Raw genomic sequence first — 15,512 nt, 5'->3', positions numbered from 1 at the left:
CGCAAATGACAGGTTGTTGAAACTACTTCAAGTAGTAGCTAGTAGAGAGAGGGCTGCGCCCGTATTGAGAAAAACCCCCGGCTACGCCGGGGGATGTTTATTCTTGGTTTCCGCACAGTGTACCTGCGGAGGAAATACCCTTATCGGATGCGGCGCATTTTTGTTCCGCCAATTCCCCTATATCTAACCTTTAAACCCGTTTGCCCCGCACACCCCTTTTTATTTATCATATACATATGACTAAAAAACGGATTTTTCCGGCGGCGTTGTTTGTCTTCCTCTTGCTGGGTGCGGGGGGACCTCGCGCGTATGCGTTTTTTCCGTTTTCTTTCCGTAAACAGGAACTTAAAACCGATTATTCCCAAACCGTATGGGACCGCATTATGCTGGAGCAGTCCGTTACCGATATGCGCCGCGGAATGGGGGAGATGAGCCAAGCCCGCTACAAAGAAGCTTCCAACAGTTTCGCCAAAGCCGTCATCAAAAATTCCAAAGACCCACTGCCGCACCTGCTTTTTGGCGCATCTTTATATTGGACGGGAAAGGTGGACGACGCCGTCAGCGAATACAAAGAGGCTCTGCGGCTGGACCCTGACAGCGCCATGGCCTACCAGCTTTTGGGCATCGCTTCCGGCTGGAAGGGGGATGTGAGCCAGGCGCAGGAATACTTTTTAAAAGCTAATCTCTTAGACCCAAACAAAGCCGATACCCATATGAACCTGGGCTCCACTTATGCCGTCCAGCGCAAGCCGGACAAAGCGCTGGAGCATTTCCGCCGCTCGGCCGAGCTCGCCCCGCGCGAACCGCTCTATCATTACCAGCTGGGTACGCTCTACGAAGCCCTGGGGCGCGACGAACAGGCCGAAGCTTCTTTTAAAAAAGCCCTGCGCCTGTTTTCCGCCTACGAAGACGCACAGCTTAGCCTGGGCGCGCTTTATGAAAAATTAAACCGCCCGGAAGACGCGTTAAAATACTATAAAAAAGCCGTCAAAACCAAACCGGGAGACCACGTGGCCCGCCTGCGGTACGCTTTCTTATTGGTGCGGCAGGGGCAGGTGCAAAAAGCGCGGGAAGTGATGGAGGAGGCGTTCTCCATAACGCGTTTTAAGTCGGACGGCCTGGCGTTAAACGCCGTCTACCGCGCCAGCGGCCGCACGGCGGATGCGTTTCGGCGGCAGATTGAAAATTTCAAAAACAGTTTGGAAAAAGTCTCTCCTTCCAAGGCCGTCAATATAGAAGTGGCGCTTGAATATGAACCCGTTTCCAAACCCTCCGAAGTAAACGCCCGCCGCGGCAGTACGTTTGAAGAAGCGTACCAGCGCCTGCGTGCGGACGGAATGCCGGGCGGCGCGGATACGGCTTCCCGAGCGTTTAAACGGGTGTTTATGCTGACGGAGGGGGATGCCGCACAGCGTAAAGAACAAATTGATGAATTTATTTCCGGGCTGGAGCAGGCCGTGGCGCAGGCGGACGGAAAATATAATTTGAATCTTTCGCTTCAGGGCCGCACGATGGATTATGCCGCGCCGTCCGCGCTGACGCAGCACAATACCGCCGTGCCCAAAGCCGTGTATGACCCGCGCATTGTGGGCAACGATATGGGGCTGTGGGTGATGGGACGCACCTGGCTGGCTTTTGTGGACGACGCAAGCGAAGACTTGCAGGAGTACAAAGCGCAGTGCCCAGCGGATGATACCTGCGCCCTGCTGGCGGGCCTGGCCGCACTGGCGCGCGGAGACGGGGCCGGCGCGCAGGCCGCGTTTAACGAAGCGGTTTCCGTTTCGCCTGCCGACCCGTTGCCTTTGCTGGGGCTGGGTACGGCGGCCGTCGTGGCCGGCGATGACGAAGCGGCGCGCTCGTATTATATGCGCGCGCTGGAGGCTGACCCCAAAAACAAAGTGGCCGCGCGGAATTTACAAGTGTTGGCGGACTGATTTTTATGCAAAAATACGGACAGCATTTTTTAATTAACGACGGCGTAATTACACAAATTGTGGACGCCGCCCTTTTACTGCGCGCGGAAAACCTGGTGGAAATCGGCCCCGGCAAAGGCGCGCTGACCGTCCGGCTCATCGCGCGCGGGTGCAGGAATTTTACCGTCGTGGAAATTGATCCGGAAATGACGGCGTGGTTAAAAACACACCTGCCCCAAGAGGCGGGCGTAAACGTCATCCGGCAAAATTTTTTATCGTTTGAGTTGGCTTCTCTGCCGGCGGTGCCGACGGCGTTTGTCAGCAATTTGCCGTATATTGACGCGGCGGACATCTTGGATAAAGTGCTTGCCTGGCCGCACTTTTTTTCGGCGGTGTTTATGTTCCAAAAGGAGCAGGCGCAGCGTATCCGCGCCCACGCGGGGGAAGATTTTTACGGGCCTTTATCCGTTTTCAGCCAGCTGCGCGCGCATATCAGCCCGATTTGCAAAGTGGGCCGAGGATGCTTTAATCCGCCGCCAAAAGTAGAAAGCGCGGTGCTGGCGTTTGAGCGGCTGAAAGAGCCTGTTTTTTCGTCGGAAAAAGATTGGAACAAATTTAAGAAAGCTGTTTTGGCGGCGTTTGCGCATAAGCGTAAAACGGCGTTTAATTCGCTGCTGCTTTCGGGGTATGCCAAAGAAAGTGTTTCCGCCGCGCTGGAGCGGCTGAACCTGCCGCTGACCGTCCGGGCGGAGCAAATCCCGCCGGAGGCGTATGTAAAATTGGTTTATTTTTTAGGAATCTAAACCCGGTGCCAAAAACGGGTCAAGGCCGTTTTTTAAGGCCTTGACTCGTTTTTTTTTTTTGATACAGTAAGGGTACATTCAATGCAGTATAGGAGGTTGTATGACACTTAGAATGGTTAAAATAAGTCTGCTGTCTCTTTTAATCTCTTTACCGGGCGCGGTGTTTGCCCAGGACAATTTGGATCGTTTTCCCGTCCAATCCAAAAAAGAATACGATGATTTTGTGGAAAAATCCAAAGCGGATTTCAATAACTTTTCTTCCAAAGCCCGGCAGGATTATAAGGACTTTGCTTCGCGTATTTCACAGCAAATACAGAAAACGAAGGAACAGAAATCCGCTAATCTGCCGCAGGAACAGCGTGCGGAAACGACTCGTTTTAAAATTCCTGTTTTTTCTCAAACAACAGGAGAAACATACTTTTTGTCACCTATGGCGGTTAATGTTTATACGGAAACTGATTCTTTGGACTCCTTTGTCAAAGTAACTGTTTACGACGGAGAAGTGTATGTCTTGCCGGAGGAAAAGGAATCTTATCCCATTTGGTACGAGACGGAGAAAAAGAAGCTGGAAGGCTCCGCCGCCCAGGCTGTTACGGGGGAGAGCCCTGCACCCTTTAATCAGGACAATTTATGCCCCTCTAATACGCCGGAGTGTGAAGATTTGCTGGTTTTGTGGACCTATATGAGAATGCCCAAAGAGAATTTTCCCGCATTGGTAAACGGGGCCCGCGAACAGGGTTTTGCCGCGGCGCTGCGCAAGGACAAACGTCTGTGCATTGGCGGGGCCTATTCGGGCGCCCTTACTAAACTGGAAAAACATCAGCGGGAACGTTTGCTGGGGGAAAATTTTAATCTTGCCGCGCTGGAAGATTTTATGTGGCGGGGGGAATTTACCAAAAGCGGGTGGGAAGAAACATTCCATTCTTTCTGTCTTAACGGCCGCAGCGGTAAATTGGATAAGGCGCAGTTAAAACAAATTAAAAAATTTGCTAAACAAACGGAACGGGCGCTGGAAGCAAAAAAAATTCCGCTGATTCGTCTAAACAACCGGGATCCTTTCGCTTCATCGTGGTCAAAGTTTTATGGGGCGTTAACCTGTATCGGCGAGTTATAACCGTTTGATGAATAGCAAATATTCCAAAATCCGCTTCCGGAAGTCAAAGGGGCGGATTTTGTTTAACCCCAATTCGCGTTCGGCGGTTTTTAACAGAGCGGTTTTATCCGTCAGGCCGGGCGCGTAAAAACGGCCCGCGTTTAGCAGGGCTTCTTCGGGCGCGAGGCCGATGAGCTCGCTTCCCGTAACGGCAAGGCCGCGTTTTTCGGCTTGTTGTTTTGCGGCTTCCCGCACGGCGGCCAGACCTGTTTTTTGGTAATCCGTCAGGTTAAAAGACACTTGGGCGCAGTCGTAGCCCGGCATCAACCAGCCGATGGCTTTTACGGCGGGCAGGCCGCCGTTTTTCTCGCGCAGGACCGCCGCTATTTCTTTGGCCGCCGCCACCTCCCGAGTATTTAAAGATACGTTAAAAGCGATTAAAAAATTCCGCGCGCCGATGACCGTTGCGCCCGTTTTGGCTACGTCGGGAGAAAATGCGCGCGGCCCCAAATCGGGGGGGAGTTCGGCCAGTTTTTGCGGCAGGCTTTCATATTCGCCGCGGCGGATGAACGCCAGGTTTTTCCGCTCCGGCGTGTGGGCGTTGGCTTCGTATAAATAAACGGGCAGGCCGAGTTTTTGCGCGGCTTCCTGTGCCAGCCGTTCGGCTTCTTCGGCCGCTTCTGTAAGCGTCATTCCTGCTACCGGCACAAACGGGCAGACGTCCGTGGCGCCCAGGCGCGGATGTGCGCCGCGCTGCGTGCGCATATCTATATATTCAGCCGCCGCCTGCAGAAGCGCAAACGCCGCGCGGCGGACGGCCTGCGGCTTTCCCGCAACAGTAAAAACGGTGCGGTTGGCGTCCGCGTTGGAATCTATGTGCAAAAGCGACGCGCCCGGTACGGCGCGCACCCGCCGGGCGATTTCTGCAATCACGTCCGGGCGGCGGCCTTCGGAAACGTTGGGCACGGCTTCCATTAATTTCATACAATTATTATATCCCTTTTGGACAGAACCGTCCGGATAAAAAAATATAAAAAGATTTATGCCATTTTCGCTGATTTATAGTATAATAATTGTAGGTACTTATTAAGTTTAAGTACCCGATAATTAATAAAAGGAAGTAACTAGTAAAATGCCTAAAGGAAAAGTTAAGTGGTTTAATGACCAGAAAGGTTACGGTTTTGTAACCCCCGAAGACGGTTCTAAAGATCTCTTTGTTCACTATCAGGAAATTCAGGGCGACGGTTTCAAAACCTTGGCCGAAGGTCAGGAAGTGGAATTTGAAGTCGTAGAATCTGAAAAAGGCCCGAAGGCCGTTAAAGTCGTCAAACTGTAATTTTTGAAAGACTTTTAAAAAGCCCCGAGCCTTTGGGTTCGGGGCTTTTTTTGTCCCCCGGGGCGGGATGTTTCCGTCTCAGAGAATAGGTGTTGTGAAATGGTTAAGAAGTCTTATCCGCAAGCTTCGCTCCGCGAGCTGTGGCATCTGTCGTATCCCCTTATTATCACGATGGCCGCACAGGTGGTTATGCAATTTGCAGACCGCATGTTTTTAGCCTGGTATTCGCACGAGGCGCTGGCCGCATGCGTGCCCGCCGGCGCGCTGGCGATGACGTTTGCCGCCATGTTTATGGGGCTGGCCAGTTATACAAGCGTGTTTATTTCGCAGTATTACGCCAAGAAAAAATACGCCTCCGTGGCCATTTCGCTGTGGCAGGGTATTTTTTTAGCGGTGATATCCGCCCTGCTTCTGGCCGCGCTGACGCCCTTGGGTACGGCCGTTATTAATGCGTTTGGGCATGAGGCCGCCGTGCGCTCGCTGGAACTGAAATACTTTATTATTTTAAACTTGTTCGGCGGACTGGCCGTTATCAACAATGCGCTGGCGAGCTTTTTCAGCGGCCGGGGGCAGACCAAAGTGCCTATGTGGGCGGCCGTAGTGGGCAACCTGGTAAACATCGGGCTGGACTACGTGATGATTTTCGGCAAGCTGGGTTTTCCGGCGATGGGCATTGAAGGCGCCGCGTGGGCCACTATCATCGGGTGCGGTTCCATAACGCTTATTTTCTGCACGCTTATTTTTGCGGGCAAAGTGCGCAAAGAGTTTAAAATCAACCGCCTGGCGGGTTTTTATAAACCGGTATTTTCGCGTTTACTGCGTTTTGGCCTGCCCAACGGATTCGGGTTTTTGATGGATATTCTGTCGTTTACCCTGTTCACGTTTATGATCGGCAACATTGATACCATTTCCCTGCAAGCCAGCAACATCGTTATGTCCATGCAGCCGGTGGTGTTTACGGTCATTTTGGGGCTGGGTATCGGGATTCAGATTTTGGTCAGCAAATACCAGGGGTTAAAAAGGCCGGATTTGAGCATTAAAGTGGTTAAGAACGCGTGTAAAATCGGCTATACATATGCCGGAGCCGTCGGGCTGGCGTTCTTTTTTGGCGCGCCGCTGTTTATGGGATTGTTCATTCATCCTTCTTCGCCGGATGCGGCCGCGATTACGGCCAAAACGTATCCGCTGATGAAACTGGTCAGCTTCTTTGTGCTGTTTGACGCCACTTACTTAATTTTCGGCGAATCCATCCGCGGGGCGGGTGATACGAAGTTTTATATGTACGTTATGCTGTTCTGCGCGTGGGGGCTGCTGATTCCGGGTACGTGGCTGATTGTGTATAAGCTGCAGCTGTCCGTATTCTGGGTATGGAGCTGGCTGACGTTCTACGCCGCGATTACGGCCGTGCTGATGCTGTGGCGTTTTTTGCGCGGCAAATGGAAGACGTTTAACGTAACGGGAAGCGTCTGATTCCGTCCGACAAACTATTTAAACGCGGTCTTTTCAGGCCGCGTTTTTTACGGTTTGATGAATTTATTTTTCCGGCAGTTCCAGTAATTTTTTGATGATGTCTTCGTGAATGCGCAGGATGGTTTCGTCTTTAGAGGCCAGGTTGTTGGCTATCAGCGCAAACGCCACCGGCCTGCCGTCCGTATCGTGTACGTATCCGGCCACGGCTTTCACGCCGTCAATCGTGCCGCCTTTTACGCGTACGTCCTGCACCCGGTGTTTGGGTTTTAAAAAGTAGCGCAGCAGGAGTAAATCGCCGCGGTCGTCCGGCGTGGCGAGCGATTCATAATAGTATTTAAAATTGGGGCTTTGGGCCATAAACGCCAGCGTGTTTACCAGCGTGCGGGGGGTGAGCATATTGTCGCGCGAGAGGCCGCTCCCGTCGTATAAAACGGCTCCGCCGCGGTCCGCCAGTTTGTTTTTGGTCAGGAATTTTTCCAGCTCGGCCAGCCCGTTTTGTACGCTTCCTTTCCGTCCGGCGTGAAGGGCGAGCTGTCTTAACAGCATTTCGGCGTATAAGTTAAAACTGCGTTTGTTGACGATGAGCACAATGTCTTTCAGTTCGGGCGACGAATAGGTGTGCAGCAAATTCATCGGTGCGTAATCGGGCTCCGTTTGCAGGGTTTGCGCACGGCCGCCGACGGCAATACCCTCTTCGCGCAGGGCGTTATGCAGCGCGCCGGCCGCAAACAGCGCGGGGTCCGGCAGGGCGGCCTGGATGGTAAACCCGGTAAAATTCGTGGGGATGGTGCCGTAAATTTCCATTTGGTACTGGTGGGGCGCGCCGTAGGCGTAGGCATTGTCCCGCTTATTTTTTCCGTCGGCGGTGACAAAACTTTTGAGTTCCAGTTCCGGCACCTGCGGGTCCGTGGACGCTACTTCGGCGGGCTTGCCGGAAAACGGCTGCGGCTTAAAATGGATTTTAAAAGAATTGTCGTTGAAGCACAAAGGGCTGGCGGGCGCGGCGTAATAGTTGCCGATATTTTCCCAATTTACTTTGGGGGGAATGGACGGCCCTTCAAAGGCCGATACGTCCGCATAAATGTTCCCTTCCACGCGCGTAATGCCGGCCTGCTTCACGGCTTTGGCCCATTTCTGCGCAACGGCCTGCCAGGTTTCGCCGCCGGTTACGCGTTTGGAGCCCAGCGTCGGGTCTCCGCCGCCGCGCAGATACAAACTGCCCTTCAGCACGCCTTGGGCGTCCGGCTGTCGGTCCGCATATAAACGGGTTTGAAAACGGTGGTGCGGGCCGAACGTTTCCAGCGCGGCCGCGCTTGTGAGGAGTTTTAACGTGGAGGCCGGGGCCAGACGCATATCCGGGCTGACGGAAAAAATTTCCTGCCGGGTGCCGTCTGCGTAGGCGGCCAGGCCGCCCCACCACGCACCGTTAAGCACGGGGTTATTTAAACGCGCGCGGACATAGTCCTGCACGGAAGCCGCCTGCGCGCAAAAGGGAAATAAAAGAAAAGCGAGGGATAAAAAGCGTTTCATAATAATAGGATATCAAAAATGTTTCGGGCCCGCGCATGGTATTCAACTAAAAACCCCGCCTGCAGGCGGGGTGCTGGGTAATGCGGTTTTAAATTAGTTAAACCAGGGGTACCATTTGTCTTTGTCGCGGATGTTGATTAAGAGGGCCGCCGCCAGCAGGTCGCGCGCGTTTAAGGCCTGCGGCTTGTCTATATTGCAGACAAAGCGGTCAAACGCCGTGTGGGCGTTGTCAATCACGCCTTTGCTGTCCATCTGTCCGTCAATATCGTAGTCCGCGCGCAGGAGTCCCCACAGGTGCCCGCACGCTTTGCGCGCCACGGCGCGCCAGGCGCTTCTTTCCGTAAGAGAGGCCAGGGCGTTGCCTTCGCGCGTGAACAGCTGCCAGCTGCGGCGCAGCGAAAAACGTTTGCGCGTGGCGACCAGTACGTCTTTGGAACGGGCAAAGTAAATTTCATACCGCTCATGCGTCAGCCCGAAGCCTTTTTGCAGAATGATGGCGGCTTTTTTGCCTTTGCGGTCAAACAGCGTAATTTCGCGCAGAACAAGCTGGGACCAGACAATCCCGCAGAAAAAAATCACCGCGCCCAGCGGAATCACGAGCGAGCAGGCGGAGTAAATGGTGTTGTAGGCAAATGCCGAAAGCGGCAGGAGGCCGGAATTTTCCCCAAGCCCGGCGGCGGCCATTACGATAAACGCCAGCGCAATTAATAAAAGCCCGGAGAATAAAAACAGACTGTCCCAGCGCGAAGAAAGCGACACCAGCACATTGCCCTGGTTGTCTTTGGCGCGGAAAATAAGCGACGGCGTACCGTACAGGCGCACAAATTTAATGGGATAAAGCGAGTTGGGGTTGGCGGGAAGATTTTCCGGGCGGCGGCGCAGAAACGGGCGTACGCATCCGGCGGCCCCCAGCAGGACGGCAAACAGAAACATCAGCCCGACGAGTACGTCAAACCCTCTGCCCAGCTGGCGCACGTACGGCGGCATATTTTTGGATAACAGCGTGCGGACTTTAAGCTTGGCAAGCTTCTTTTTTAAAGCGGACGGGGCGGAGATTTGGGCGGGTTTTTCCGGTTCGGCGGCCGCGGCGGGCGGCTCCTGGACGGCCGGAGCTTCTATTGTTACGTCCAGCGTCTCTTCGTGCACGGCGGGCAGGGCCGCGATGTCGTAGGCGCGCGGGTCGTTTAAATTCATTTCAAGCGCGACGGGGGCGGATTTTTCCACCGGGGAGATGAACGAAAAAATCAAATCCGTTTCCGCGTAGGTCAGGTCTTTGGCCAGGATGGAGTAGGCTTTGCCGTCAATTAAGAAGTAGCCCGCGCCGAAATCGTTTTTAGGGGTAAAAAAACTGATGTAGAAAAAAGGGTCTCCGGTGGAAAATTCAATGCGCTTTACTTCTTCGCCCGTGTAGGAATTGCCCACCACCTGCATTTTTTTGCTTTTGACGTCGGCCAAGTCGGCGGTGATTTTTTTCTCAATACAGGTTTCGGTGGCGCAGGCCACGCTTTTAACGTCTATGCGCGAGGAGCCTTTTTGGAGGGAGAGCACGCTGTCCTTAGGGGCGTTTTTTACCTGCGTCCAGCCTGCCGGCATATCCAGCGTAAACGCGCCGTCCTGCGACGTAAACACTCCCGCCCACCCCAGCGGGGCGGCCGCAAACGCAAACAGTAACAGCGCGGTTTTTAGTAACGGACTGTGTGCCATACCTAAATTATTATATTATATTCCGGCCCGGTTTGGCCGCAAATCTCCTCTACGCGCGCGGAAACTAATGATTGTACGCGGGGGACTAAAATTGTATCATATCTGTATAGACGTTTACCAAGGCGGTGAAAAAATGGCTCAAAAAAATTATACAAACGAAAGATTCGCGGCGCTTAGAAAGCTGCTGCGCAAGAACAAGCTGGACGGGTTTATCGTTACCAATAACCTGGACCAATTTTATTTGACCAATTTCTTCTTTTATCCGAATGAGGCCGTTTTTCTGGTGCACAAAAAAGGCGTTACCTGCTTTACGCGCGAACTGTACGTGGAGCCGTTTGGCAAATTTGCGCCGCAAATGGAAGTAATCGGCGACGAAAACCGCATCGTTTCCGCCATTGCCAAAGCCCGCAAGCTGGGCCTGGCGCGCCCCGGGTTTGACGCGGCCAAAGAAACCTATGTCTCCGGCGGCCTGCTGCGCGCAAGCGGATTTGTGGAAGCCGGCAGCTTTATCACCACGCTGCGCGAAACCAAAGACGCGGCGGAATTAAAAATCCTGCGCGAATCCAACCGCATCGCGTACCTGACGTACGAATATATCAAGCCCCGCGTCAAAACCGGAATGACCGAATTTGAAGTGGCCGCGGAAATGGAAAAATTTATGCGCGCCCACGGCGCCACCACCACGTCGTTCTATACGATTGTGGCGTTCGGCGAAAACGCCGCCAACCCGCACCACGAAACCAGCGCGCGCAAATTAAAAGCCGAAGACGCCGTGCTGATGGATTTCGGCTGTATTTACAAAGGCTACTGCTCGGATATTACCCGCAGCTGGTGGCACGGCAAAAAAGAACCCGCCGAATATACGAAGATTTGGAACATCGTTGATAAAGCCCGCAAACAAGGTATCAAAGCCGTGGGCGTCGGCGTACCCTGCAAAAAGGTGGACGCCACCTCGCGCGGCATTATCAGCGCGGCGGGCTACGGCGAATACTATACGCACGGCACGGGCCACGGCGTGGGGATTGAAATCCACGAAGAGCCCTACAACAGCCAGCAGTCCTCCTCCGTATTGGCGGAAGGCAATATTGTAACGGTGGAGCCCGGCATTTACCTGCCCGGCAAGTTCGGCGTGCGGCTGGAAGACACGATGGCCGTTTCCAAAACCGGCGCGAAAATTTTAACGAAGAAATAAACCTATGGCAATAAAAAGTTTAGCTTCCCAAAGAATGTCCGATTTCCGCCGGGTGCTTAAAAAAGCCGGCCTGGACGGCTATTTAACCGCCGCGCATTTGGAACAGCGCTATCTGTCCGGCATTGATTTGTACGACGGCGAGGCCGTATTCCTGATTACACCTAAAAAAGGCTATTGTATTACCAAACGGCTTATCGCCAGCAAGATGGTTCCGTCCAAAGATTTTTTAAAAACCGAAATCGTTCCCTACGGCGGTATGCTGGACGGCGCGCTGGAAAAAATAAAAAAACTCGGTTTAAAACAGGCGGCGTTTGACCCGGCGTTTATGGATTTGCAAAACGGCCAGCGGCTGCTTAAAGCCGGCCTGAAGCAGGCCAGCGGGCTTATAAGCGAAATGCGTATGGCCAAATACGCCGACGAAGCGGCCAAACTCAGAAAAGCCTGCCAAATCGCCTGGCAGTCCTTTGAAGAAGTCAAACCGCAGATTAAAACCGGTATGACCGAAGAGGACGTGCGTATTTTAATGGCGCTTGCCATGCACAAACGCGGCGCGGACTCTATCCCCTTTAACATCGTTTGCTTCGGCGAGAACACCGCCGACGCGCATCATACCCCGTCCAAAACCCGCAAATTAAAAGCGGAAGACGCGGTGCTGATGGACTTCGGCTGCTACTACGAAGGCTACACGTCCGATATGACGCGCAGCTGGTGGCACGGCAAAAAAGAGCCCGCCGAATATACGAAAATTTGGAACATTGTAGACAAAGCCCGCACGGCCGGCGTAAAAGCCCTGCGCGCTGGCGTAAGCGCCGGCGCGGTGGACGCCGCGGCGCGCGGCGTGATTGAAGCCGCCGGGTACGGAAAAGAATTTTTCCACACTACCGGGCACGGCATTGGTCTGCAGGAACACGACCGCCCGATTTTGCGTTCCGGTTCGCCGGATATATTGGAAGAAAATTATGTGGTTACCGTGGAGCCCGGCATCTATTTTGACGGACGCTGGGGCATCCGCTTGGAAGACAGTTTTTTAGTCACCAAGACCGGTTCCAAAAAATTGACGCAGAAATAATTCCGGGCTGCGGCCCGAAAATGAGGTATAACCATGCTTAGCACGACACAATTTCGCGAAGGTCTTATTTTTGAAGACGAAAACGGACAGTTGGTGGAAATTATTGAATTCCAGCATCACCGCAAAAGCCAGGCCCGCGCCGTGGTGCGCGTAAAACTGCGCAACATCAACACCGGCGGCCTGATTGAAACCGCCTACCGCCCCGAAGATAAATTTAAAGAAGTGGAAGTGGAAAAACGCCCGTTCCAGTATCTCTACACCACCGGCGATAGGGCCACGTTTATGAACACCGAAACCTACGACCAGGTGGAAGTGGAAGTAAAGAAACTGGGCGATTTGACCAAATACTTAAAGGATAATATGGACGCGGTGGGCATTTACATCAACGACAAGCTGTTCAACGTTGAACTGCCGATTAAAGTACCCCTGAAAATCGCTTCCACCGTGCCCGGTGTAAAAGGCGACACCGTGGCCAACACCACCAAAGAAGCCACGCTGGAAACCGGCGCCGTTATCAAAGTGCCGCTGTTTATCAACGAAGGCGACACCGTGCTGGTGGACACCCGCAACGGCAGCTACGTGGAACGCGTGGCGGCCTAAATGTTTTGGCTAAAGCGCACGGCTCTGGCGGCGTGCTGTATGGCTGCGGCCGGCGGGCTGTGCGCTTTTGATTTGCAGTATGGTTCTTTTTTTAAAATAGATTCCGTGTCCGTGCAGGATTCGCGCCCGGTGCTTCCGCTCTCGCGCGGCAAATACGCCAACCTGCGCGTGCTGGACCGGGAAACGTTTGAGCTGTTAAAAAGCTGTCCGGTCCGCTGCCGCCAGGAAGCGGCTTCGGCCAAGCCCGAAGTGAGCGAAATCCGCGCCGCCAAAACCCGCAAAGGAATGTGGATAGCGGACGTGTCTTTCGGCGGGCGGTGGCTGGTAACGTTTTTGATTTTTCAGAATAAAGACGGCTACGGCGTAAAAGAGCCGGAGCATTTTGTATTTTTAGACCAACGGTTAAAACGGGATGTGCAGGATTTGTTATCCCGCGCGGCCGCCCAGTCCGCCGCACAAGAGGCATCCGCCCGGACGGAGGAAAAATGAAGTGCATTTTAAAGCGCACGGGGGAAACGCTGGCCCGGGAAGTAGAAGTGGCAGACACGTATTTTACGCGTTTAAAAGGGCTGATGTTCCGCCGCGGAATGCAGGAAGGCGCAGGCCTGCTGCTGGACCCCTGCCCGCAGATTCACACGTGTTTTATGCGCTTTGCAATTGACGCCGTATTTTTTGATAAAAACGGGGTCGTGTTATACGTGGCGGAGCGGATGAAACCCTGGCGTTTCGGCCGTTTTGTGCGCGGTGCGCGCTACACGCTGGAGCTCCCGGGCGGCAGTTTGGCCGGACGGGTGAAAAAGGGCGACGAAGTCGTTTTATCGTAAGCCCGCACGATTTGGACGATTATTAGATGACGAGGTTACCGATGAACGTAAAAACAACCATTTTAACGCTGGCGGCCCTGCTGGTTTTGTCCACGGGTGCGTCCGCGCGCAACATTTGGGACGATTTCGGCGATAATGTTACGCGCGAAAACGTCCGCGCCTTCACCAAAGACTTGGGCGGCTTAATCGGCTCCGGCACGTACACCACGGGCCGCGTGCTGGGCTGGGGCGGATTCCAAATCGGTCCGCGCGCCAGCATGGTGTTTAAGATGAGCCAGGGCAACGGCGAAGACCGCGCCACCAAACAGCATACCGCTTTGGGCGACCGGGACGAAGTGGGTTCCGTCGTCTATCCGTGGTTGCAGGCCGATATCGGGATGCCGTTCCGCATTGACGGATTCATCCGCGCCAGCAGTTACCAGGGCTTAACCATTGCCGGCGGCGGATTGCGCTGGGGCATTACGCGCCCGAACGAAATGCTGGGCTCTTTCCAGCCGATGCTGGTGGTGTCCGCGCACAGCGCAAGCGCGCGCGATTTTTCGGCCACGCATTATAACGCCAGTTTGGTGCTGTCTATGAAATTTAAATACTTTGTGCCGTATATCGGCGGCGGGGTGGATTACACGACGCTCAATATCAACCAGGCGTCTCTGGTCCCTACTTTGGAAGGGGAACGCGAGCACGCCGCCACCGCGCGCGCCACGGCGGGGTTCAACTTTAAACTGCCGTCTTATATGGACCTTAGCCTCGCGGCCAACTACGCGTATTACGGGTTGGGGGCGGAAGCGTCGCTGTCTCTGCGGTTTTAATTTAAACGAGTTTGATACGGACGGGACGGAAAAATTTTTTCGTCCCGTTCATTTTTTAGGAGTTTTTTATGAGCGAAACAGCAATTGCTTCCCGGCGGGTCGTTTGGCTGGACATACTGCGGGTGTTTTCGGCGTTTACCATCGTATTTTTACATATTTCGGCCGCGTATTTGGAAAATGTGGTGCCGTTTGGCAGTGTCAATTGGTTCATTACCGATTTATACCTGGCGTTTACCCGTTTTGCGGTGCCCGTATTTGTAATGATTAGCGGCGTGTTTTTTCTCAGCCCGCAGAAAGACCTTACCATCGGGCAGATGTATAAACACTATATCTTCCGTATCCTGACGGTACTGCTGGGGTGGGCGGTCTTCCGCACGTTCCTGATGAACGTGTGGCTGGAACATGCGCCCGTTTCGGCCTGGGCGGCGGGCGTGTTTAGTTCCGTCAAATGGTATTGGTTTTTGCCTATGATTATCGGGCTGTATATGATGACGCCCGTCCTGCGCGCGCTCAGCGCGTTAAACAACCGCAGCGTGCTGGCGTATTTTATCGTGCTGTCTTTTATTATGGCGTTATGCCTGCCGATGCTGGAAAACGTGGAGCGTTTTTACTGGCCGATGGCCATCCGGCCTTCGGCGTTTACGGATATTTTAAAAATTCCCTGCCTGGTCTTCGGCGCGCATTTTGTGTTTGGCTATTATGCGTATACCTACGATATCGGCCCGCGGATGAAGAAGGTGCTGTATGCGTCGGCCGTGGTTTCGTGGCTGCTGATGGCCGGGGGCGGATACGTGTTTTGGAATGAAAAGGTCAATCCGCTGTATTTTTATTTTATGTTCGGCGCAAGCCTGGCTCCGTTTTCGTTTTTGACGGGTGCGGCGGTTTTCCTGCTGGCGAAAGACTGGCTGGGGAAAATTTCTTTCAGCCCGGCGGCGGCTGGCTTCATCCGGCGGCTGGCGTATTACAGCTTGGGCGTATATATGCTGCATATTATTCTGGTGGAACTGGGGATACATTTCGGCGTATTTAAGGCGCTTTCTTTCTGCCCGGCCATTTTGGTGCCCGTGCTGGCGGCGGTGTTGTTTACACTTTGTAACGGGATAATTGCGGTTTTATACAAAATCCCGTGGTTTAGAAAATACTTCTTATAATAAACGCCCCGGGCAGAC

The 15,512-nt window shown here is 53.6% G+C and carries 15 protein-coding genes; 12 read left to right on the top strand and 3 right to left on the bottom strand.

The features are described 5' to 3' along the window. The first annotated feature begins 236 nt into the window (after positions 1-236). The 3 genes from ACQY36_RS01575 to ACQY36_RS01565 all read left to right on the top strand — a co-directional run bounded on the left by ACQY36_RS01575 (position 237) and on the right by ACQY36_RS01565 (position 3,830). On the top strand, positions 237-1,934 hold the full coding sequence (locus ACQY36_RS01575) for a tetratricopeptide repeat protein (RefSeq protein WP_428077440.1): 1,698 nt from the start codon (positions 237-239) through the stop codon (positions 1,932-1,934). A 5-nt stretch (positions 1,935-1,939) separates the two neighbouring features. Then, positions 1,940-2,716, top strand: a complete 777-nt coding sequence (gene rsmA, locus ACQY36_RS01570; protein ID WP_428077439.1) for a 16S rRNA (adenine(1518)-N(6)/adenine(1519)-N(6))-dimethyltransferase RsmA — start codon at positions 1,940-1,942, stop codon at positions 2,714-2,716. A gap of 100 nt (positions 2,717-2,816) precedes the next feature. Beyond that, complete coding sequence (locus ACQY36_RS01565) at positions 2,817-3,830, top strand: hypothetical protein (protein ID WP_428077438.1); 1,014 nt, start codon at positions 2,817-2,819, stop codon at positions 3,828-3,830. On the opposite strand, the gene ftcD is transcribed toward ACQY36_RS01565, so the two are convergent. Beyond that, positions 3,825-4,793, bottom strand: a complete 969-nt coding sequence (ftcD, locus tag ACQY36_RS01560) for a glutamate formimidoyltransferase (protein WP_428077437.1) — start codon at positions 4,791-4,793, stop codon at positions 3,825-3,827. The genes ACQY36_RS01565 and ftcD overlap by 6 nt on opposite strands. A 148-nt stretch (positions 4,794-4,941) precedes the next feature. Between ftcD and ACQY36_RS01555 the strand changes: the two genes are divergently transcribed. Both ACQY36_RS01555 and ACQY36_RS01550 read left to right on the top strand, forming a co-directional pair. Further along, entirely contained in the window at positions 4,942-5,145 is a 204-nt protein-coding gene (locus tag ACQY36_RS01555) for a cold shock domain-containing protein (RefSeq protein ID WP_087288232.1), read from the top strand. A gap of 99 nt (positions 5,146-5,244) precedes the next feature. After that, positions 5,245-6,615: an MATE family efflux transporter gene (locus ACQY36_RS01550; protein ID WP_428077436.1), complete on the top strand. Its 1,371-nt coding sequence runs from the start codon at positions 5,245-5,247 to the stop codon at positions 6,613-6,615. A gap of 63 nt (positions 6,616-6,678) precedes the next feature. Here ACQY36_RS01550 and dacB read toward each other — a convergent pair whose 3' ends face one another. Together dacB and ACQY36_RS01540 are read right to left on the bottom strand one after the other, a co-directional pair. Beyond that, positions 6,679-8,145 carry a D-alanyl-D-alanine carboxypeptidase/D-alanyl-D-alanine endopeptidase gene (dacB, locus tag ACQY36_RS01545; RefSeq protein ID WP_428077435.1) on the bottom strand — a complete coding sequence of 489 codons (1,467 nt, stop codon included), beginning with the start codon at positions 8,143-8,145 and terminating at the stop codon, positions 6,679-6,681. Positions 8,146-8,238: 93 nt separating this feature from the next. After that, entirely contained in the window at positions 8,239-9,849 is a 1,611-nt protein-coding gene (locus ACQY36_RS01540) for a hypothetical protein (protein WP_428077434.1), read from the bottom strand. Between the two features lie 133 nt (positions 9,850-9,982). On the opposite strand from ACQY36_RS01540, the gene ACQY36_RS01535 reads away from it, so the two are divergent. From ACQY36_RS01535 to ACQY36_RS01505, 7 genes are all read left to right on the top strand, one after another. Continuing rightward, positions 9,983-11,041, top strand: coding sequence for a M24 family metallopeptidase (locus tag ACQY36_RS01535; RefSeq protein ID WP_428055594.1), 1,059 nt, complete (start codon positions 9,983-9,985; stop codon positions 11,039-11,041). 4 nt (positions 11,042-11,045) lie between these two features. Beyond that, entirely contained in the window at positions 11,046-12,110 is a 1,065-nt protein-coding gene (locus ACQY36_RS01530; RefSeq protein WP_428077433.1) for a M24 family metallopeptidase, read from the top strand. 33 nt (positions 12,111-12,143) lie between these two features. Beyond that, on the top strand, positions 12,144-12,710 hold the full coding sequence (gene efp / locus ACQY36_RS01525; RefSeq protein WP_428055598.1) for an elongation factor P: 567 nt from the start codon (positions 12,144-12,146) through the stop codon (positions 12,708-12,710). A gap of 39 nt (positions 12,711-12,749) precedes the next feature. Continuing rightward, complete coding sequence (locus ACQY36_RS01520; RefSeq protein WP_428077432.1) at positions 12,750-13,199, top strand: hypothetical protein; 450 nt, start codon at positions 12,750-12,752, stop codon at positions 13,197-13,199. After that, entirely contained in the window at positions 13,196-13,534 is a 339-nt protein-coding gene (locus tag ACQY36_RS01515; RefSeq protein WP_428077431.1) for a DUF192 domain-containing protein, read from the top strand. Before ACQY36_RS01520 ends, ACQY36_RS01515 begins: the two co-directional genes overlap by 4 nt. A 41-nt stretch (positions 13,535-13,575) precedes the next feature. Beyond that, positions 13,576-14,343, top strand: a complete 768-nt coding sequence (locus ACQY36_RS01510) for a hypothetical protein (RefSeq protein ID WP_428077430.1) — start codon at positions 13,576-13,578, stop codon at positions 14,341-14,343. A gap of 68 nt (positions 14,344-14,411) precedes the next feature. Next, positions 14,412-15,494, top strand: a complete 1,083-nt coding sequence (locus tag ACQY36_RS01505; RefSeq protein WP_428072137.1) for an acyltransferase — start codon at positions 14,412-14,414, stop codon at positions 15,492-15,494. The last annotated feature ends 18 nt before the right edge of the window (positions 15,495-15,512 follow it).

Origin of the sequence: Candidatus Avelusimicrobium alvi, assembly GCF_958451995.1 — a bacterium.
GTDB lineage: Bacteria > Elusimicrobiota > Elusimicrobia > Elusimicrobiales > Elusimicrobiaceae > Avelusimicrobium > Avelusimicrobium alvi.
This window is presented reverse-complemented; position numbering and strand designations above follow the sequence as displayed.